Raw genomic sequence first — 18,280 nt, forward strand, 5'->3', positions numbered from 1 at the left:
GGATGCTGTTCATCTGTCAAGTTACGGGCGGGTAGCCGAAGTGAGAAGTTACGCGTCAGTAAAACTTCCCGTCACCACCGGAGCCCCCGCGAGCCCCCGGGGCGTCATGCCGCGAGGCTGCCCGGGAACACCGCCCGCGGCCCGAACTTCGCCCGCGCGCGGTCCGCGACCTCCTCGATGCGGCGGGCCTTCTCGTCCACGGGGTCGAAGGTGAGCTGGTGGGACGCCTGGTCGGCGGGGGTCAGCCCCTCGGCGCGCAGGGTGAGGGCGCGGACCCGGGCGCGCTGGAGGCCGAGCGCCTCGTACATCCCGTAGGCCGCCCGGGTCAGGGCCGCCGAGTGCGCGGTCGGCTCCCTCAGGGTGCGGCTGCGGGTGGTGGCGGACCGGTCGGCGTAGCGCACGGTGAGGGTCAGGGTGCGGCAGACCTTCTCCACCGCGCGCAGCCGGGCGCCGATCTCCTCGGCGGCCGACAGCAGTGCCCTGCGGTGCCGGGCGGGGTCCAGCTCGTCGATGTCGAAGGCCCGTTCCGTCGTCAGGGAGCGCGCCACGCCGTTCGGGACGACCCGGCCGCGGTCGATGCCGGCCGCCTTCTCGCGCAGCTCACGGCCCGCCTTCGCGCCGATCAGCCGCTGGAGCGTGGAGAGCGGCGCGGCGGCGACCCGGCCCAGGGTGTCCAGGCCGTACTCGTCCAGGGTGCGGGCGGTCGCCGTGCCGACGCCGGGCAGCGCGGCGACGGGCTGGTCGGCGAGGAACTCGGCGGCGGCGTCCTCGGGCACCGCGCAGGTCACCCCGGGCCGGGCGGCACGCAGCGCCATGCGGGCCAGCAGGGGGCCCGGCCCGGCACCGATCACGCAGTCGACGCCGTACCGCGCGAGGGCCCGCACCCGGATCACCGAGGCCAGCTCCACCGCGCTGCGCCCGAAGTACCGTTCGGCGCCGCGCAGATCGGCCAGCGCCCCGTCCGGCGGCAGCGCCTCCACGACCGGGGTGAACTCCTCCAGCAGCCCGAGCAGTCCCGGCAGGGCCGCCTCGTACACCGGCGGCAGCCGGAAACGTACGCAGAGAATGGTCATCCCGCACTCCCCGGACTCTGGTGCCACAACTTCCGTATCGCCGCGGGCCCTTGTGCGGCGTCCTGGCCGGCGGGCCGCAGATCGGCCCAGGGGTGCATCTCGTACCCCGTGGGCATGCGGATCGTCCGGTCCGTCATCGGGTCGCGGGCCGCGGAGCCGGCCGGCGCGGGCAACCCCTCGGAACCGGCGAGCCGGGCCCGGAGCGCACCGCCGTCGTCCCCGGCCGGGGAGCCGTCCGTGCCGGACGGCCCGGCCAGCCGGGCCGCGACCCCGTCGAGTCCCTCCGCGTGCCGCACCTCCGCCAGGTCGGCGAGGTTCCAGGCGGCGGAGCCGACCACGCTCAGGCTGCGCGGGCCGCGCCGCTGCACCACTCCGCGCACCAGCAGCAGCCAGGAGTGGAAGACGGTGTGGGCGCAGGCGTCGTGCGAGTCGTCGAAGAACGCCAGGTCGACCAGGCCCGTGCCGTCGTCCAGGGTGGAGAAGATGACCCGCTTGCCGGAGCGGATCGGCGGGGTCTGGGTGGCCGCCTTGGCTCCCGCGACCAGCACGGTCTCACCGTGCCGGGCCTCGCGCAGCCGGCGCGCGGAGACCACGCCCAGCTCCGTGAGGAACTCCCGGTGGTCGTCCATCAGGTTGCGCGAGGCGTCCATGGACAGCACGCCCAGCTCGGCGCTGAGCCGCTCCGCCGAGGTCAGGTCCGGCAGTCCGGCCGGCGCGGTCTTCCGCCCGCCCGCCAGCGGGAGCTGGCCTCCGCCGCCGCCCCGGGCACCCCGGTGCAGCTCGGTCAGGTGCAGTTGGAGATCCCGCCGGTTGGCACCGAAGGCGTCCAGCGCGCCCACCTGCGCGAGTCGCTGGGCCAGCGGCCGGCTCGGCCGGGCCCGCTCCCAGAAGTCCACCAGCGAGGAGTACGGCTGCCCGTCCGCGATCCGCTCCGCCTCGGCCTCGCTGATGCCGTGGACGTCACAGAGGGCGAGCCGCAGCCCCCACACCGCCGGTGATTCGGACACCAGTTCGATCCTGTGTGCGACCCCGGAGGCGTTCACGTCCAACGGCAGGATCGGCACCCCGCGCCGCCGGGCGTCCGCCAGCAGCAGCCGCTTCGGGTACATCCCGGGGTCGTGCGTGAGCAGCCCGGCGTAGAAGGCGGCCGGGTGGTGCGCCTTCAGCCACGCCGACTGGTAGGTGGGCACGGCGAAGGCGACGGCGTGCGCCTTGCAGAAGCCGTACGACCCGAAGGCCTCCACGATCTCCCAGGTCCGCCGGATCGTCTCCGCGTCGTACCCCCTGGCCGCCGCCTGCTGGGCGAACCACACCCGGATCCGCCCCTGCGACTCCGGCTCGGACAGCCCGCGCCGCACCCGGTCGGCCTCGCCCCGCCCGCAGCCGGTCATGATCGCCAGGATGTCGATGACCTGCTCGTGGAAGACGACGACCCCGTACGTCCCCTTCAGGGGCCCCTCCAGGTCCGGGTGCGGATAGCGCACCGGCGCCCGCCCGTGCCGCGCCTCGATGAACGGCCGCACCATGTCGGCGGCGACGGGACCGGGCCGGAACAGCGAGATGTCCACGACCAGGTCGTGGAAGGTGCTCGGCTGGAGCCGCCCCACCAGGTCCCGCTGGCCGGGCGACTCGATCTGGAAGCAGCCCAGCGTCTCGGTGGAGCGGATCAGCCGGTACGTCTCCGGGTCCCCCGGCTCCACCGCGTCCAGGTCGATCCGCTCCCCGCTCGCCCGCTCCACCTCGGCGACCGCGTGCGCCATCGCCGACTGCATCCGCACGCCCAGCACATCCAGCTTGAGCAGCCCGAGGTCCTCCACGTCCTCCTTGTCGAACTGCGACATGGGCAGCCCCTCGCCGCTGGTCGGCACCACCGGCGTACGGGCGAGCAGGGAGGCGTCCGACAGCAGCACCCCGCACGGGTGCATGGCGATCCCGCGCGGCAGGGCGTCGAGCGCCTCGACCAGGTCCCAGAACCTGCCGTACTTCTCCCCGTCCCGCCGGAGCTCCCTCGCGAGCCGTTTCAGCTCGGGCAGTTCCTCCAGCGCCGCACGGGCGTCGCGCGCCCGGATGTGCGGGAAGGACTTGGCGATCCGGTCGGTCTCGGCCGGGTCCATGGACAGCGCGGCGCCCACGTCCCGGATCGCGTGCCGGACCCGGTAGGTCTCCGGCATCGAGACGGTGGCGACCCGTTCGCCGCCGAACCGGCCGATGATCGCCCGGTAGACCTCCAGCCGCCGGGCGGACTCCACGTCGATGTCGATGTCGGGCAGCACGACGCGTTCCCTGGACAGGAAGCGCTCCATCAGCAGCCCGTGCTCGACGGGGTCGGCGTGCGCGATCCCGAGCAGGTGGTTGACGAGCGACCCGGCGCCGGAGCCGCGGGCGGCCACCCGGATCCCCATCTCCCGTACGTCGTCCACGACCTGGGCGACCGTCAGGAAGTAGGAGGCGAAGCCGTGGTGGGCGATGATGTCCAGCTCGTCGTGCATCCGCTCCCAGTACGCGCGCCGTCCGCCGTACCCGAGCCGCAGCATGCCCGCCGCCGCCCGCGAGGCGAGCGCCCGCTGCGCGGTGCGCCGCCCGGCGCCGACGAGGTGCGCCTCGGGGAAGTACACGCCCCCCATGCCCAGGTCGGCCTCGGGGTCGACCCGGCACTCGGCGGCCGTGGCCCCGGTCTGCTCCAGCAGCCGCAGGGCGGTGTCCCGCCGGTACCCCGCCGCCTCCACGATCCGCTCGGCCACGTCCAGCATGGCCGGCACGTCCTTCAGCCAGGCCTCGCCCGGGTCCAGCTCGCCCCGGGGGTCGATCGGCACCAGGCGCCGTGCGGCGTCCAGCACGTCGGCGACCGGGCCCTGTCCGGGGTCGGCGTACCGGACGGCGTTGCTGAGCACCGGCCGCACCCCCTGCTCGGCGGCGAACCCGACGGTACGGGCCGCCAGCCGCAGGGACCCTTCCCCCGTGCCCGTCCGCCCGTGCCAGACGGCCTCCAGCCGCAGCGCGTCGCCGTAGGCCTCGCGCCACGGGACCAGCAGCGCCGCCGCCCGGTCGGGCCGCCCGGCGGCGAGCGCCCGTCCCACGTCCGACCCCGGGCCGAGCAGCACGACCAGGCCCGCGCCCCGGTGCGCGGCCCAGGGGAGCAGCGGGGCCCCCTCCCCCGCGTGCGCCTGCGTGACGAGCCGGCACAGCTCGGCCCAGCCCCGGGCGCCGTCCCGGGCGAGGAAGGTCACCCGGGGGGCCGATTCGTCCACGAAAGCGCCCCCGCGCACCGGCGTCCGCCGCCGGTCACGCGGTACGGCCTCCCGCGCCTCCACCGCCAGGTCCACCCCGAACAGCGGACGGACGCCCGCCCCGGCACACGCCTTGGCGAAGCGCACGGCACCGGCGAGGGTGTCGCGGTCGGTCAGGGCGAGGGCGTCCATGCCCCGTTCCGAGGCACGCTCCGCCAGCCGCTCCGGGTGGGAGGCCCCGTACCTCAGGGAGAACCCGGAGACGGTGTGGAGATGCGCGAAGCCCGGCACACACACCTCCCGTACTCGTGAGCCCCGAACGGCTCTCGAACATCAGTTCCCAATCCCACCTCCACCATACCCCCATTCCCGAACATGTGTACGACAGCCGTTCACCCGCCCCCCACCTGCGCAAACGCGCCACCGGGACCCCCGTGACCAGCCGGTGACGACCCTCGTCTCCCTGGCCGGGAGCGCCCTCTCGAACACCCCGGTCGGCGCGCACGGCGAAGCCCCCGCACACCCAGGGCGTGCGGGGGCCGGACCGCCGGAGAAGGGGTCGCTCAGTCGCTCAGTAGACGTGCACCCCGTAGGCGCTCAGCGCCTCGGTGACCGGCTGGAAGAAGGTCGTACCGCCGGAGGTGCAGTCGCCGCTGCCGCCCGAGGTCAGGCCGTAGGCCGTCGTACCGCCGTACAGCGGGCCGCCGGAGTCGCCGGGCTCGGCGCAGACGGTGGTCTGGATCAGGCCGGAGACGATGTCGCCGCCGCCGTAGTTGACCGTGGCGTTGAGCGCGGTGACCCGGCCGCTGTGCGTACCGGTGGTCGAGCCGCGGCGGTAGACGGTCGTGCCCACGGAGGGCGTGGCCGCGCTGGTGATGTCCTGGCTGCCCACGGCACCCGACTTGGTCACCGAGCTGTTGGTGTAGCGCACGATGCCGTAGTCGTTGCCGGGGAAGCTCGAGCCGGCCGTGGTGCCGAGCGTGGTGGAGTGGGACGAGTTCGACCACCAGGTGCCCGCGCCGTCGGTGCAGTGCCCGGCGGTCAGGAAGTAGTAGTTGCCGCTGGAGTCCTGGACGTTGAAGCCGAGCGAGCAGCGCCAGCTGTTGGCGTAGATGGCGTCGCCGCCGGAGATCAGCTTGTTGAACTTGCCCGGCGTGCGCTTGACGACCAGGGCGTCCGCGGTGGCGCCGGCCTGCTTCTTGATCTTGGCGATCTCGGCCTGGGACACCGTGCTGTCGACGGTGACGACGACGCGGTGCGTCGTGGCGTCCACCGCCCAGGCGGTACCGGGGACGTCGGCCTTCAGGACGGAGTCGCTCGCCTGGGTGAGCTGGGTGGCGCTGAACGTGTGGGCATCACTGGCGTTCGCGGTGGGGGCGGCGAACGCGGCTGCGGCCAGGAAGCCGGTGGCCACGGCGGTCAGCCGGGTCCGTCTCGCCGTGCCGGCGCGGGGAGTGGTGCGCTTGATCCTCACGTTTCGTTCCCTCCAAGGGAAGTCGGGGGCCCGCGTGGGGTCGGGGCCCGTGAGGCGCAGCCAGGGGCCGACCGGAATACACATGCGCATGCCCCTGACAAGCGCTGGGGGGAGTATTCGGCCGAACGGCCGGTCGGCACAAGGGTGCCTTTCGGCCGTCGACCCGTCACCGGAAGGGGAACTGAGGCTAACTCAGACGGCGCTCCCCCGCCTCGACCGCCACCTCCAGCGTGTTGCCGGGCGCCGGGAAGGGGCAGATGAAGTGGTCGGCGAAGGCGCAGGGAGGGAGCTGGGCGCGGTTGAAGTCGACGGTCGTGCGCCCCTCGGCGTCCGGGGACGGCGCGAAGAGGAAGCGGAACCGGAAGCTCGTGTCGCCGCTGGTGGCGTCGGCGAACACCGCCCACAGCCGCCCGTCCTCCTGTTGCGCCACCTTCAGGGTCCGCTCCTGTCCGACCAGGGTGAAGGCGACTTCCCCGGCGAGGTCGAACCCGCGCTCGCGGCCGTCGGCGTTGGCCAGCCGGACGGTGCGCGTGCCCTCGTACGGCGTGAACCGGCCCGGCACCGACCAGCGGGGCTCGTAGGGGCCGGCCTCGATGCCGCGGAAGGCCTGCCGGGCGGCGGAGCCGGGGTCGTAGACCCGCACTCCCCAGACCCCCTCGCGGACCAGCACCACCAGCCGCTTCTCGCCCAGCGCCACCCGCGACCCGGCCTCCGGACCGCGGTCGGCGGACAGCCGTACCTCACCCGCCAGGGGCCTGCCGTCCACGGTCAGGCCGTCGGCCCCTGCGGCCCTCAGCACGACCCCGTCCTCGTCCGCCACCCAGTTCCCGGGAATGTCCGGAAGTCGCCCCTCCGGATAGTCCGCGATCCAGTGCGTCGCGGTCAGCGCGAGCGGCCCGTAGGGGTCCGCGACCCCCTCCACGCGCTGCTCGTGCCACTGCTTCCAGGCGTCGGACGCGTCCGTCGTCATCTCGTCGGTTCCTCTCTCCCCTGCGTTCCCGCAGCACTCCGTGTCCTCACAGGACCTTCGCCAGAAAGCCCCGGGTCCGTTCCTCGCGCGGAGCGCCCAGCACCTGCTCCGGCGGCCCCTGCTCCACGATCCGCCCGTCGGCCATGAACACCACCGTGTCGGCGACCTCCCGGGCGAACGCGATCTCGTGCGTGACGACGATCATCGTCGTCCCCTGCGCCGCCAGGTCCCGGATGACGTCCAGGACCTCCCCGACCAGCTCGGGGTCGAGCGCGGACGTCGGCTCGTCGAACAGCAGCAGCTTCGGCTCCAGGGCGAGCGCCCGCGCGATGGCCACCCGCTGCTGCTGCCCACCGGACAGCTGCCGCGGGTAGGCGCGGGCCTTGTCCCCGAGCCCCACCCGCTCCAGCAGCCGGTGCGCGCGCTCCTCCACCGCCTTCCGGGGCCGCTTCAGCGCGGACACCGGCGCCTCGACGATGTTCTCCAGGACGGTGAGGTGCGGGAAGAGACCGAAGTTCTGGAAGACGAACCCGATCCGGGTCCGCTGCCGGAGCACCTCGCGCTCGGGCAGCTCGTGCAGCTTGTCCCCGGCCCGCCGGTAGCCCATCAGCGCGCCGTCCACGCTGATCTCGCCCCGGTCCACCTTCTCCAGGTGGTTGATGGTGCGCAGCAGCGTGGACTTGCCGGAGCCGGACGGTCCGAGCACGACGGTGACCTCGCCGGCGCGCACCTGGAGGTCGATGCCCCTGAGCACGTCGAGCGGGCCGAAGCTCTTGTGCACCGACCGGATGTCGACCATGACACTCATCGCACGAGTTCCTTCGTGAGGGAGCCGCTCAGAAAGGCCAGCACCGCCCGGGCGGTCGCGTCGTTCTGGCGGAAGGCGGGACCGCCGGTGCGGGGACGGGTGAACGCCCCGGCGGTACGGGTTTCGGTGTGCGGGCCGAGCGCGAACCGCCGGGGGTGCGGGCGTCCGGCGCGGTCGAGGACGCGGCCGTCGCCGGGGTCGACCCGGAGCAGCCCGTCGGGGGTCTCGGCGGCGCCGTCGGCGTACAGCTCGCGCAGCAGGCTGTCGCGGGCGCGTCCCACGGCGGGCGCGGGCAGCCGCGCCTCCACCAGCGCCCGGGCCTCGACGGAGAAGCCCGGCACGGTGGGGGCGGCGGCCCGGAACACCCCGTCCTCGGCGGTGACGGTCATGCCGGCCCCGACGAACCGGAGCAGTCCGGCCCGGGACAGCGCGAGCATCTGCCGCAGCCGGGGCCCGGGCGGCCCGGAGGCCAGGTAGCTGAAGAACCCGTGCCACCAGGGCCCGGTGTCCCCGAGCCGCACCAGCTGCCCGTAGACGGAGAGCAGCCCGAAGAAGACGCTCAGGTCCTGGCTGTGGGCGGGGTCGTGGCGGCGTGCGAGGTCCGCCTCGACGTAGTTCCTGAGCCCTTCCTGGAAGTCGTCGTGCGAGGCGTACCGCACCCCGTCCAGCGGGTGGTCGAGGGCGGCGAGGTCGAGCCGGTCGGCCGGGTCGGGTACGGCGGCGGCGACCAGCGCCCGGGTCTCGGCGGGGTCGTCCGCCGCAGCGTACTTCTCCTCGAAGTCGGCCCAGGCCATCGCCGTACGCCCGGGGTGGGCGGTGAACAGCCGGTGGTAGTGGGCGAAGCCCAGCTCCTTCTCGACCAGCGGCCACACATCGCGCCGGAAGTCGAAGCCCCCCGGCCGGGCCAGCAGCGCCTCCACCTCGGCGGGACCGAAGAAGCGGGGCAGCGGGGGCCGGTCGCCGGTCCAGTCGTAGCCGATCTTCGAGTGGTACGGCACTCCGCGCCGCGAACCGACGTACAGCACCGGCTCCCGCCCCGAGGGGACGTACACCTCCCCGTCCCGGCCTCCCGCCTCGTAGCGCCCGCCGCGTCCCTCGGTGAGCAGCACCATCAGGTCGACGAAGGCCAGTCCGAAGCCGCGGACGAGGACGGGCTCTCCGGGCTTCAGCGAGGACAGGTCGGTGTCGGCGGTGAAGTCGGGCGGCAGGTGCACCAGGCCGTGCCTTCGGGCGTACTCGGCCAACGCGACCTGCTCGGCGTCGAGTTCGGTGTCCTGGTGACCGAGGGCGAGGATCACCAGGTCGGCCGCGAGCGGGCGCGTGCGGCCCTCCAGCCAGACCTGTTGACGGCCCTCGCGCGGTCCGGCGACCCGGAGGGCGCGGTGCGGATGGTGGTGGACGGTGACGTTCGCGGGCAGGTCGGCGCAGGCCTGTTCGTACACCCAGCGCAGGTACCGGCCCTGGAGCCGCCGGTCGGGGAAGGTGCGGCCGTCCAGCCCGGCCCACTCGTGCAGGGTGGGGCCCTCGCGCACCGGGCCGGCCATGACCACCGTGTCGTCGGTGAACATGGTGACGTCCTCGGCCTGCGAGTTCATCCACAGCAGCGGTGACTGCGCCTGGCGCCAGATGCGTCCGCCGCCCGGCGGATGGGGGTCGACCAGATGGATGTCGAGGCCCGGACCGGCGTACAGCTCCGGTGCGTTGGCGGCCAGCCGTTCGAGGATGCCGGTCCCCCGCGGCCCGGCTCCGACGATCACCAGCTGCTGCCTCATCGGACGGTCCCCGTGCCGCGCGCGTAGCGCCTCTCCACGTAGTACTGGCCGATGCCGAGCAGCGAGGTGACCACGGCGTACCAGAGGGTGGCGACCATCAGCAGCGGGATCACCTGGTAGGTGCGGTGGTAGACCAACTGGGCGGAGAACAACAGGTCGTTGACGGCGATGACGCTGACGATCGAGGTGCCCTTGAGGGTGCCGATCAGCATGTTGCCGGCGGGCGGCACGATGGCGCGCATCGCCTGCGGCAGCACGATCCGCCACCAGCGCCGCCAGGGGCTCAGGCCGAGCGCCTGGGCGGCCTCGATCTGGGCGCGGTCGACGGAGAGGATGCCGCCGCGGACGACCTCGGCGGCGTAGGCGGCCTCGTGCAGGGTGAGGCCGACGATCGCGACGGCGACCGGGCTGAGCAGGTCGACGGTCTTCACGCCGAGCACCTGCGGGTACAGCGCCCCGATGTTGAACCACAGCAGCAGCTGCACCAGGATCGGTATGGACCGGAACAGCCACACGTACCCCCAGCCGACCGCGCGCAGCACGGGGTTGGCGGACAGCCGGAACGCGGCGAGCAGGGTGCCGAGGGCGAAGCCGAGGACCATCACCACGGCGGTCAGCCACAGCGTGAGCCACAGCCCGCGCAGGATGGAGTCCGAGGTGAAGTAGTCGGCGACGACGTCCCACTGGAACGCCTTGTTGCGCAGGACGGAGTTGACGGCGAGGCCGAGCAGCGCGAGGACGACGACGGCCGCCGCCCACTGACCGTACCGGCGCTGCGGGACGATCCGCGGGGCGTCCGCGGGCTGGGGGGTCCCCGACGCGGCGGGGACTTTGGCGAGGGTGTCGGATGACATGCGAAGGCTCCGTGACGCGGTGGTCGAACACGGGTGGTGCCTTCACACGGACGCGCCCGGGGGCGCGCTACGGCCGAGCCCCTCAGCAGGGCCGTGCACCGAGAGTACGGGTGCGCTTCCGTCCGCTGTCAAGGCCGTCCGGACTGTGAGCCGTACGTCTCACGTCAGTTGACGCGGAACCGAATGCCTGTTCCACTTGGCCCATGCATCCACAGCAGTGGCTGGTCACCCGCTCCCACATCGACTTCGGTCGCGTGTGGTCTTCTTCCTGTTGAGCTGACCCCCTGCGCAGGCCCGCCCCCCGGGCGGCCGCATTCGCGTTCTCCCGCTTTCGCTTTCCCTTCTGCTGCTCGCGCCGCCTTTCCCTGCCTTCACACGCGCACCCCTCCCCTCGCGCTCTGCACGCCTTCTGCTGCCAGGAGACCGCTACCCCATGCGTAAGCACCTTTTGATGCCTTTTGCCGCCATCACCTCGGCCACTCTGCTCCTCACCGCCTGCGGTTCCGGCGACACGGGCACCGCCTCGGTGGCTGCCAAGTCCGTGAAAGTGCCCACCACGGACGTCGTCTCCGCCGTGCGCAAGGACGACGCCGCCGCGAAGCTGCTGCCCGCCGGCACCACCCGCCTCACCGTCGCGGTGAGCGTCGGCGGTACCCCGCCCGGCACCACCTACCTCTCCGACGGCAAGACCCTGACCGGCCAGGACGTCGACTTCACCAAGGCGGTCGCCCGGGTGCTCGGCATCCGGCTGAAGGTGGAGCAGGCCGGCTTCGAGGCGATCCTGCCCGCCCTGGACAGCGGCAAGTACGACGTCGGCGCGAGCAACTTCGGCGTCACGGACGAGCGTCGGAAGACGATCGACTTCGTCACCTACATCAACGACGGCCAGGGCTTCGCCACCCGCAAGGACAGCAGGCTCGGGAAGATCACCGACCTGAAACAGCTGTGCGGCCTGGACGTCGCGACCGGCGCCGGCACGACCTTCGAGGCCACGCTGGAGGAGAACAAGCACCTGTGCACCGACGCCGGCAAGAAGGCGTACCAGGTGCAGACGTACGCCGAGCAGAGCGCGATCTGGTCCTCGCTGCAACAGGGCCGCAGCGACGTCGTGATGTCCACGATCAACGGCCTGCGCTATGCCGTCGCCCACCAGCAGGGCCTGAAGTTCCTCAACGAGTATCACCGGCTCGACGTCGGTTTCGCCTTCAAGAAGGGCACGAAACTGGCGCCGGCCTTCCAGGCGGCGGTGAACAAGCTCCTGTCCGACGGGACCTACGACCGGATTCTGAAGAAGTGGGGCACCACGGGTTCGGCGATCGAGCGGTCGCGGATCAGCCCGCCGGAACTGAGGAACTGACGTCAGCAGCCGTCGCAGGGGCAGCAGCAGTCGCAGCCGTCGCAGCCACCGGGGCAGGAGCAGTCGCACCACTGGCAGCAGCCGTTGCGCTTCTTGCGGGACCACGGGCCCTCGTACTCCTCGGCGCAGCACATCCGGCAGCTGCAGAACAGCGCGAGGAACATCCCGCAGCCCGCCCAGAAACCGCGCCGGCCCGGGGCGGCGGGCTCGGGCGGCGGCCCGAAACCGCCCCCGCCGAAACCGCCGCCGCCCCCGCCGTGGCCACCGGTTCCGCCGTGGCCGCCGCTGCCGCCGGGAAACCCGCCGCCGGCATACGGATTGCCCGCGACCGGAACACCGGCGCCCTGCGCGTGCCCAGCGCCGTACAGCCCCTGCGCCTGCCCACCGCCGTACGGTCCCTGCGGCGCCCCACCGCCGTACGGTCCGTCCCGGTGGGCCGCGCACACCGGTGCCGTGCCGAAGGCGCGGTCCACCGAGCGGCGCAGCTCGTGGACGAAGAGGAGGTGGGCGAGCCCGCCGTCGCGGAACTCGGCCTCCTTCAGGGCGAGCCGGATGCCGTGCAGGGCGTCGTCGGCGAGCCGACGGGCCTCGGTGAGCGACGTGCCGGTGGCGGTGAGGGGGTTCCAGGCACCCGACAGGGCGTCGGCCCGCCGGTCCTCCACGGCGTCCAGCAGGTGCGCGAGCCGGCCGAAGAGCCGGCCCGCCTCCGCCAGGGGCGCCGCGTTGCCGGGCCGTCCGGCCAGCACCGCGGTGTGCGCGAAGGCCGCCGCGGTCGCGGTCTCGGTCGGCTCGGTGACCGTGAGGACCGGGGTGCCGGGCCCGGCCAGGGTCTCGACGGCGAGCTGCCGGTCGACGGCGTCGACCAGGACGCCGGTGTCGAACCCGACCGCGGCCCCGCTGTGCTCCCCCGCCCGGCCCCAGCCCGCGGCGACCCGGCGCGCGGCGGCGGCGACCGGCCTGCGGGCCAGCAGTCCGTCCCGGTCGGCGACGTGGTCGCGCACCTTCGCGGCGGCGAGCACCAGGGAGACGGCGGCGGCGAGCCGCGCGCCCCCGCCCTGGGCGACGGACGCCGTCCGCATGCCACGCAGCGCACACGGCCCGGCGGTGCGACGGCCGCCGCTCACCGGACCGGTCTGAGCCTCTGTCAGAACTGATATGAGAAGACCGTCATAGTTCGTCACGACCCGCGCGAACTGACCGTGGTCGCGGCGCAGGGCGAGACAGAGCCCGCACAAGTGCGCCATCCACTCGGCCTTGAGACTCTCCCCGAGCCGGTGAGAGCAGGGCCTGACGATCCCGAACACGATATCCCCCGTACTGTGATACGACGTTGGCGTTCACCCGTACGCACCGCGCATCACCCGTCCGCCGCAGACAATCATATTTCACTCTCAGTCAGCACCCGTATGAGTCGCGGCCCTTGGGGCACAAGGACTCTCGACGGATCGGCTGTGCACCAGTACCGTCACAAACCCCCCGCGCGGCGTCTGTCCACTTGGCGAGGCGTCCGCATCATGGATGACCATAGGGATGCGGAAAGCAAGAGAGACCGCTGTGAGAGGAGGCGTCCATGGGATCGGTACGCAAGGCGAGTGCGTGGCTCGGCCTCGTCGACGACAACGATGACGAGCGCTACTACGACGACGACTACTCCGAGGGCACCGAGTCCGGGGACGCCTGGGTCACCGACCCGCGGGTGAAGGTGGCCACGGACACGGCCGAGGAGAAGGGCCGCCGGATCGGCACGGTCACCCCGGACAGCTTCCGGGACGCCCGGGCCATCGGCGAGCTGTTCCGGGACGGCGTCCCGGTCATCATGAACCTCACCAACATGGAGCCCGGCGACGCCAAGCGGGTCGTGGACTTCGCCGCGGGGCTCATCTTCGGTCTGCGCGGCTCGATCGACCGGGTCTCCAACCGTGTGTTCCTGCTCACCCCGGCCGACACGGAGATCATCAGCGGCGAGGCGTCCGCCCACCGCTCGGACGGCTTCTTCAACCAGAGCTGAGGCAGGGCCGCCGCACCGGCCCCGCCTCCCGCCCGGCTCACCGGAAGGCGTCCAGCCCGGTGAGCGCCTTGCCCAGCACGAGCTGGTGCATCTCGACGGTGCCCTCGTAGGTGAGCACCGATTCCAGGTTGGTCGCGTGCCGCATCACCGGGTATTCCAGGGAGATCCCGTTGGCACCGAGGATCGTCCGCGCCGTACGGCAGATCTCGATGGCCTCGCGGACGTTGTTGAGCTTGCCGAAGCTGACCTGCTCGGGGCGCAGCCGGCCGGCGTCCATCCGCCGCCCCAGATGGTGGGCGAGCAGGATCCCCTTGTGCAGTTCCACCGCCATGTCGGCGAGCTTGGCCTGGGTGAGCTGGAAGCCGCCGATGGGCCGCCCGAACTGCTCCCGTGACTTCGCGTAGTCGAGGGCCGCCTCGAAGCTGCTGCGCGCGGCGCCCATCGCGCCCCAGACGATGCCGTACCGGGCGTGCGAGAGGCAGCTGAGCGGTCCGCGCAGCCCGGTGACCCCCGGCAGCACGGCAGTGGCGGGCAGGCGTACGTCGTCCAGGACGAGTTCGCTGGTGACGGAGGCGCGCAGGGACCACTTGTGCTTGATCTCCGGCGCGGAGAACCCGGGGGTGTCGGCGGGGACCACGAAACCGCGGATGCCCTCCTCGGTCTGCGCCCAGACGACGGCCACCCCGGCGACCGAGCCGTTGGTGATCCACATCTTGCGGCCGTTCAGCACCCAGTCGTCGCCGTCGCGCTTGGCGTGGGTGCGCATGGCGGCGGGGTCGGAACCGTGGTCGGGCTCGGTCAGCCCGAAGCAGCCGATCACCTCGCCGGCCGCCATGCGCGGCAGCCACTGCTGCTTCTGCTCCTCGCTGCCGAACCGGTGGACGGCGTACATCGCGAGGGAGCCCTGCACGGAGACGAGCGAGCGGATGCCCGAGTCGGCCGCCTCCAGCTCCAGGCAGGCCAGACCGTACTGCACCGCGCTCGCGCCCGCGCAGCCGTACCCGGTGAGGGACATGCCGAGCGCGCCGAGCGACCCCAGTTCGCGGGCGAGGTCCCGGATCCCGGGCAGCTCCCCCTTCTCGTACCAGTCGGCGACGTACGGCAGCACGCGGTCGGCCGCCCAGGTGCGGACGGTGTCCCGGACGGCCCGGTCCTCCGGCTCCAGCAGGTCGTCGATCCCGAGCGGGTCGGCGGCATCGAACGGGGGCAGCTTCGCGGACGCGGACATGGGACACCCTCCGGACACGGGACATCGGCAAAACTAGCAGCGCTAGTTACGGCTCTCGGGCCGACGTTACGGTGCAGTGTCCCGCACGTCCAGAGGAGGTCAGGCGCTGACCCGCGGCTTCCGGGCCGCCGCCCCCGCCTCCCGCGGCGCCGGCAGCCCGACCTCGGCCCCGGCCCGCTCCTCGACGCCGGTCTGCTCCTCACCGGCCCGTTCCTCGACGCCGGTGTGCTCCTCGACGCCGTTCTGCTCCTCGCCGCACTGCATGACCCACGGCAGCCGCAGTGCCATCACCGCGCCCAGCAGCAACAGCCCCGCGCTGACCAGCAGGGTCAGGTGGAGCCCGTGGACGAAGGAGTCCCGCGCCGCCCGGCGCAGCGCCGCCCCGGCGGTGCCGCCGAGCCGGCCGGCGACCTCGTAGGCCTCGCCGAGGGAGTGGCCCGCCGCGTCCGACGCGCGCCGCGGCACGCCCGGCACCGCGCGCAGCCCCGGCGTGTAGGCCGCGTTCATCACGCTCCCCAGCAGCGCGATGCCGATCCCGGCGCCGAGCTGGTACGAGGTCTCGCCGATGGCCGCCGCGCCGCCGGCCTGGTCGGCCGGGGCCTCGCTGAGCATCGACTCGTACGCCCCGAACAGCGTGGTCTCCAGGCCGAAGCCGAGCAGCACGAAACCGGCCAGCAGCAGCGCGGGATCGTCGGTACCGCCCATCGCCGTCAGCGTCAGCACCGCCGCGGCCGTCAGGCAGAAGCCGAAGCACACCATCCGGCGCGGCCCGAAGCGGCGCAGCATGCGCGCGCCCGCGAGGCCCGCCGCCATGGCGGCCACGGTCAGCGGCAGCAGCCGGAGCCCGGTCTGGAGCGGGGACAGCCCGAGGACCAGCTGGAGGTACTGGGCGGCGATCAGCTCCAGGCCGACCAGCGCGAGCATGGCCAGCACGATGCAGCCCACCGAGGTGCTGAACGCGGGCCGCCGGAACATCCGCAGGTCCACCAGCGGGTGCGGGAGCCGGCGCTGGCGCCGGACGAAGAGGAGGAGGAGGGCGCCGCCGATCAGCAGCGGCAGCAGGGTGAAGGGGCTCGCCGCCGCCTCCCCGCCGCCGAGCCGCTTCACACCGAGGACCACGCCGAAGAGCCCGGCCGCCGCCATCAGCGCGCCGGTCACGTCCCAGGGGCCGTCGCCCCCGCCCCGGGACTCGGGCAGCAGGGCCCGGCCCACGGGGAGGCTGACCAGCATCAGCGGGATGTTGACCAGGAAGACCGCACCCCACCAGAAGTGCTCCAGCAGGAAGCCGCCGAGCAGTGGTCCGACGGCCGCGCCGACCGCGGCCACCGCGCTCCAGATGCCGATGGCGAGGGCGCGCTCGCGCCGGTCGGGGAAGACCTGGCGGAGGAGCGACAGGGTCGCGGGCATGATCATCGCGCCGCCGACGCCGAGCAGCGCGCGGGCCAGGATGAGCATCTCGGCGGTCTGCGCGAAGGCGGCCACGGCGGAGGCGACGCCGAAGAGGCCGTAGCCGAGCAGCAGCACGCGTCTGCGGCCGACCCGGTCGCCGAGGGTGCCGAAGAGGATCAGCAGCGAGGCGCAGACCAGCGGATAGACGTCGACGATCCAGAGCAGCTCGATGGCCCCGGGCCGGAGGTCCTCGGTGACGGCGGGGACCGCCACGTGCAGCACGGTCGCGTCGAGCGCGACGAGCAGCAGGCTGACGCAGAGGACGACGAGGACGACCCAGCGGTTGGCACCGGCCCCGGGCGTCCGACGGCGCGGCCGTACGGCAGCCGTGGTCGTCCCGGACATGTACGTACCTCCCAGATGATCCCTCGCGGGGGGGGCGGACCGACGGGGTGGGGACTCCCTGTCGTACGGCCGGAGAGGAGCGGTGTCTCCGGCCCGCGCGAACCCTCGCGGGTGACTCGCCAGCGTACGCGAGTTCACCGCGGGGGCACGTGGCGGACCTCTCACACGCACGACGGAACCCGTGTGGCGTACGCCACGTGATCGTCTCTTGACCGGGACCCGGCGACGGGTCCGGTGAGGTGCGCGGTCGATAATCGAGCCCGTGACCGATCTTGACACGCGCGTGGCCCCGCCCCACGCCCCTCTGCTGCGCCGGGCGGCCCCGGCGCTCCTGGGCTACGCGGCGGTCCGCGCCCTGGGGCTGCTGGTGCTGGTGGTGTGGAGCGCCGCGCGCGGCAAGAACGCGTACACCTTGCTGACCGCCCGCTGGGACTCGCTGTGGTACACGCGGGTCGCCGAGCTGGGCTACGGCTACCAGGTGCGGCTGCCGAACGGGGACGTCCACTCCAACCTGGCGTTCTTCCCGCTGCTGCCGTGGCTGGAGCGGCTGGGGCACGCGGTCACCCCGCTGTCGTACGCGGGCGCCGGGTTCGTGGTGAGCCTGCTGGCCTCCCTCGCCGCGGCGGCCGGGATCTTCGCGGTCGCGGACCGGGTGTACGGGCCCCGGGTCGGGGTCTGCGCCGTGCTGCTGTGGGCGGTGCTGCCGGTCGGGGTGGTGCAGTCGATGGCGTACAGCGAGTCGCTGTTCACGGCGCTGGCGGCCTGGTCGCTGTACGCGGTGCTCACCGGGCGGTGGCTGAGCGCGGGCACGCTGGCGGCGCTGGCGGGGCTGACCCGGCCGGTGGGGGTGGCGGTGGTCGCCGCGGTGTGGACGGCGGCCGTGGTCTCGTTCGTGCGAGAGCGTGGCGCGCGGCACACGCCGGGCGCGCACCACGCCGAGCACACCCCCGACGCGCGCTCCGCTCCCCACGCCTCCGCCCCCGGCGCCCACTCCGACACGCGCGCCCCCGCCCCCGGCGCACTCGCCTCCCCGGGGGCTCCCGCGCCCGCCCCCGGCGCGTCGGTCACCTCGTGCGCCCCTGTCTGGCGGCGCGCGCTCGGCATGCTGATCGCGCCGCTCGGTGCCGCCGGGTACGTCCTCTGGGTCGGCCACCGGACCGGCACGGGCCCGCTCGGTTATCTGGACGTCCAGGCCGGATGGCGCAACGGCTTCGACGGCGGCTACGCCTTCGCCCGCTTCGTGGGCGACAAGTTCACGTCATTTCCGTCCACGCTCGCGGGCCTGGGCCTGGTCATCGGGGTCGCCCTGCTGATCTGGCTGTACGTCACCGGCGTCCGCGGGCGCCAGCCCGTCGCCCTGCTGGTGTACACGGGCGTCGTGCTCGTGCTCGCCCTGTGCGCCTCCAGCTATTTCGGCTCCAAGCCGCGGCTGCTGATGCCGGCCTTCCCGGTACTGCTGCCGCTCGCCGGTGCCCTGGCCCGGCTGCGCGTCCCCCGATCGGCCCTGGTCGTCGCCGGGTTGACGGTGGCGGCGGCGGTCTACGGGGCCTTCTGGCTGAACGGCTCCGGTCCGCCGTGATCGACCGGCCCCTCCGATGACACCCCGGAAAATTCCGTACCAGGGCCGGGTTAACGCATTGATAAGCGCGACATAAACAACACCCGGAACGATCAAAGGAATTGGCCCGAACGGTCTCACCGGATTGCGGAATCCT

At 73.2% G+C, this 18,280-nt stretch carries 13 protein-coding genes; 3 read left to right on the plus strand and 10 right to left on the minus strand.

Annotated features, from left to right (window positions below):
- Positions 1-104: 104 nt before the first annotated feature.
- The 7 genes from ACZ4VF_RS26865 to ACZ4VF_RS26895 all read right to left on the minus strand — a co-directional run bounded on the left by ACZ4VF_RS26865 (position 105) and on the right by ACZ4VF_RS26895 (position 10,178).
- Positions 105-1,073: a DNA polymerase Y family protein gene (locus tag ACZ4VF_RS26865; protein ID WP_467929103.1), complete on the minus strand. Its 969-nt coding sequence runs from the start codon at positions 1,071-1,073 to the stop codon at positions 105-107.
- Positions 1,070-4,591: a DNA polymerase III subunit alpha gene (locus ACZ4VF_RS26870; RefSeq protein ID WP_467929104.1), complete on the minus strand. Its 3,522-nt coding sequence runs from the start codon at positions 4,589-4,591 to the stop codon at positions 1,070-1,072. Before ACZ4VF_RS26870 ends, ACZ4VF_RS26865 begins: the two co-directional genes overlap by 4 nt.
- A gap of 280 nt (positions 4,592-4,871) precedes the next feature.
- Entirely contained in the window at positions 4,872-5,774 is a 903-nt protein-coding gene (locus tag ACZ4VF_RS26875; protein ID WP_467929106.1) for a S1 family peptidase, read from the minus strand.
- Between the two features lie 187 nt (positions 5,775-5,961).
- The gene (locus ACZ4VF_RS26880; protein WP_467929107.1) at positions 5,962-6,744 is read right to left on the minus strand and encodes a DUF1684 domain-containing protein; all 783 of its coding nucleotides are present in this window, start codon (positions 6,742-6,744) and stop codon (positions 5,962-5,964) included.
- A 46-nt stretch (positions 6,745-6,790) separates the two neighbouring features.
- On the minus strand, positions 6,791-7,552 hold the full coding sequence (locus ACZ4VF_RS26885) for an amino acid ABC transporter ATP-binding protein (RefSeq protein ID WP_467929108.1): 762 nt from the start codon (positions 7,550-7,552) through the stop codon (positions 6,791-6,793).
- Entirely contained in the window at positions 7,549-9,324 is a 1,776-nt protein-coding gene (locus tag ACZ4VF_RS26890; protein WP_467929110.1) for an FAD/NAD(P)-binding protein, read from the minus strand. The genes ACZ4VF_RS26885 and ACZ4VF_RS26890 overlap by 4 nt, the downstream gene beginning before the upstream one ends.
- Positions 9,321-10,178 carry an amino acid ABC transporter permease gene (locus ACZ4VF_RS26895; RefSeq protein ID WP_467929111.1) on the minus strand — a complete coding sequence of 286 codons (858 nt, stop codon included), beginning with the start codon at positions 10,176-10,178 and terminating at the stop codon, positions 9,321-9,323. Before ACZ4VF_RS26895 ends, ACZ4VF_RS26890 begins: the two co-directional genes overlap by 4 nt.
- 451 nt (positions 10,179-10,629) lie before the next feature.
- Between ACZ4VF_RS26895 and ACZ4VF_RS26900 the strand changes: the two genes are divergently transcribed.
- Positions 10,630-11,535, plus strand: coding sequence for an ABC transporter substrate-binding protein (locus tag ACZ4VF_RS26900; RefSeq protein WP_467929112.1), 906 nt, complete (start codon positions 10,630-10,632; stop codon positions 11,533-11,535).
- Between the two features lie 2 nt (positions 11,536-11,537).
- Here ACZ4VF_RS26900 and ACZ4VF_RS26905 read toward each other — a convergent pair whose 3' ends face one another.
- Positions 11,538-12,839 carry a DUF5685 family protein gene (locus ACZ4VF_RS26905; protein ID WP_467929113.1) on the minus strand — a complete coding sequence of 434 codons (1,302 nt, stop codon included), beginning with the start codon at positions 12,837-12,839 and terminating at the stop codon, positions 11,538-11,540.
- A gap of 266 nt (positions 12,840-13,105) precedes the next feature.
- Here ACZ4VF_RS26905 and ACZ4VF_RS26910 point away from each other — a divergent pair, with 266 nt between their 5' ends.
- Positions 13,106-13,543 (plus strand): cell division protein SepF, encoded by a 438-nt coding sequence (locus ACZ4VF_RS26910; RefSeq protein ID WP_059248508.1) that lies wholly within the window; start codon positions 13,106-13,108, stop codon positions 13,541-13,543.
- A 37-nt stretch (positions 13,544-13,580) separates the two neighbouring features.
- Here ACZ4VF_RS26910 and ACZ4VF_RS26915 read toward each other — a convergent pair whose 3' ends face one another.
- The gene (locus tag ACZ4VF_RS26915; RefSeq protein WP_467929115.1) at positions 13,581-14,771 is read right to left on the minus strand and encodes an acyl-CoA dehydrogenase family protein; all 1,191 of its coding nucleotides are present in this window, start codon (positions 14,769-14,771) and stop codon (positions 13,581-13,583) included.
- Between the two features lie 99 nt (positions 14,772-14,870).
- Positions 14,871-16,565, minus strand: a complete 1,695-nt coding sequence (locus ACZ4VF_RS26920; RefSeq protein WP_467929116.1) for an MFS transporter — start codon at positions 16,563-16,565, stop codon at positions 14,871-14,873.
- 262 nt (positions 16,566-16,827) lie between these two features.
- On the opposite strand from ACZ4VF_RS26920, the gene ACZ4VF_RS26925 reads away from it, so the two are divergent.
- On the plus strand, positions 16,828-18,144 hold the full coding sequence (locus ACZ4VF_RS26925; protein ID WP_467929118.1) for a glycosyltransferase family 39 protein: 1,317 nt from the start codon (positions 16,828-16,830) through the stop codon (positions 18,142-18,144).
- Positions 18,145-18,280: the final 136 nt, after the last annotated feature.

It is taken from the genome of Streptomyces sp. NPDC029151 (genome assembly GCF_055564315.1).

Excerpts from the sequence above, each read along its gene's own strand:
- ACZ4VF_RS26910 (WP_059248508.1), top strand. The coding sequence starts at position 13,106 with ATGGGATCGGTACGCAAGGCGAGTGCGTGGCTCGGCCTCGTCGACGAC.
- ACZ4VF_RS26895 (WP_467929111.1), bottom strand. The coding sequence starts at position 10,178 with ATGTCATCCGACACCCTCGCCAAAGTCCCCGCCGCGTCGGGGACCCCC.
- ACZ4VF_RS26865 (WP_467929103.1), bottom strand. The coding sequence starts at position 1,073 with ATGACCATTCTCTGCGTACGTTTCCGGCTGCCGCCGGTGTACGAGGCG.
- ACZ4VF_RS26885 (WP_467929108.1), bottom strand. The coding sequence starts at position 7,552 with ATGAGTGTCATGGTCGACATCCGGTCGGTGCACAAGAGCTTCGGCCCG.
- ACZ4VF_RS26890 (WP_467929110.1), bottom strand. The coding sequence starts at position 9,324 with ATGAGGCAGCAGCTGGTGATCGTCGGAGCCGGGCCGCGGGGGACCGGC.
- ACZ4VF_RS26920 (WP_467929116.1), bottom strand. The coding sequence starts at position 16,565 with ATGTCCGGGACGACCACGGCTGCCGTACGGCCGCGCCGTCGGACGCCC.
- ACZ4VF_RS26880 (WP_467929107.1), bottom strand. The coding sequence starts at position 6,744 with ATGACGACGGACGCGTCCGACGCCTGGAAGCAGTGGCACGAGCAGCGC.
- ACZ4VF_RS26915 (WP_467929115.1), bottom strand. The coding sequence starts at position 14,771 with ATGTCCGCGTCCGCGAAGCTGCCCCCGTTCGATGCCGCCGACCCGCTC.
- ACZ4VF_RS26900 (WP_467929112.1), top strand. The coding sequence starts at position 10,630 with ATGCCTTTTGCCGCCATCACCTCGGCCACTCTGCTCCTCACCGCCTGC.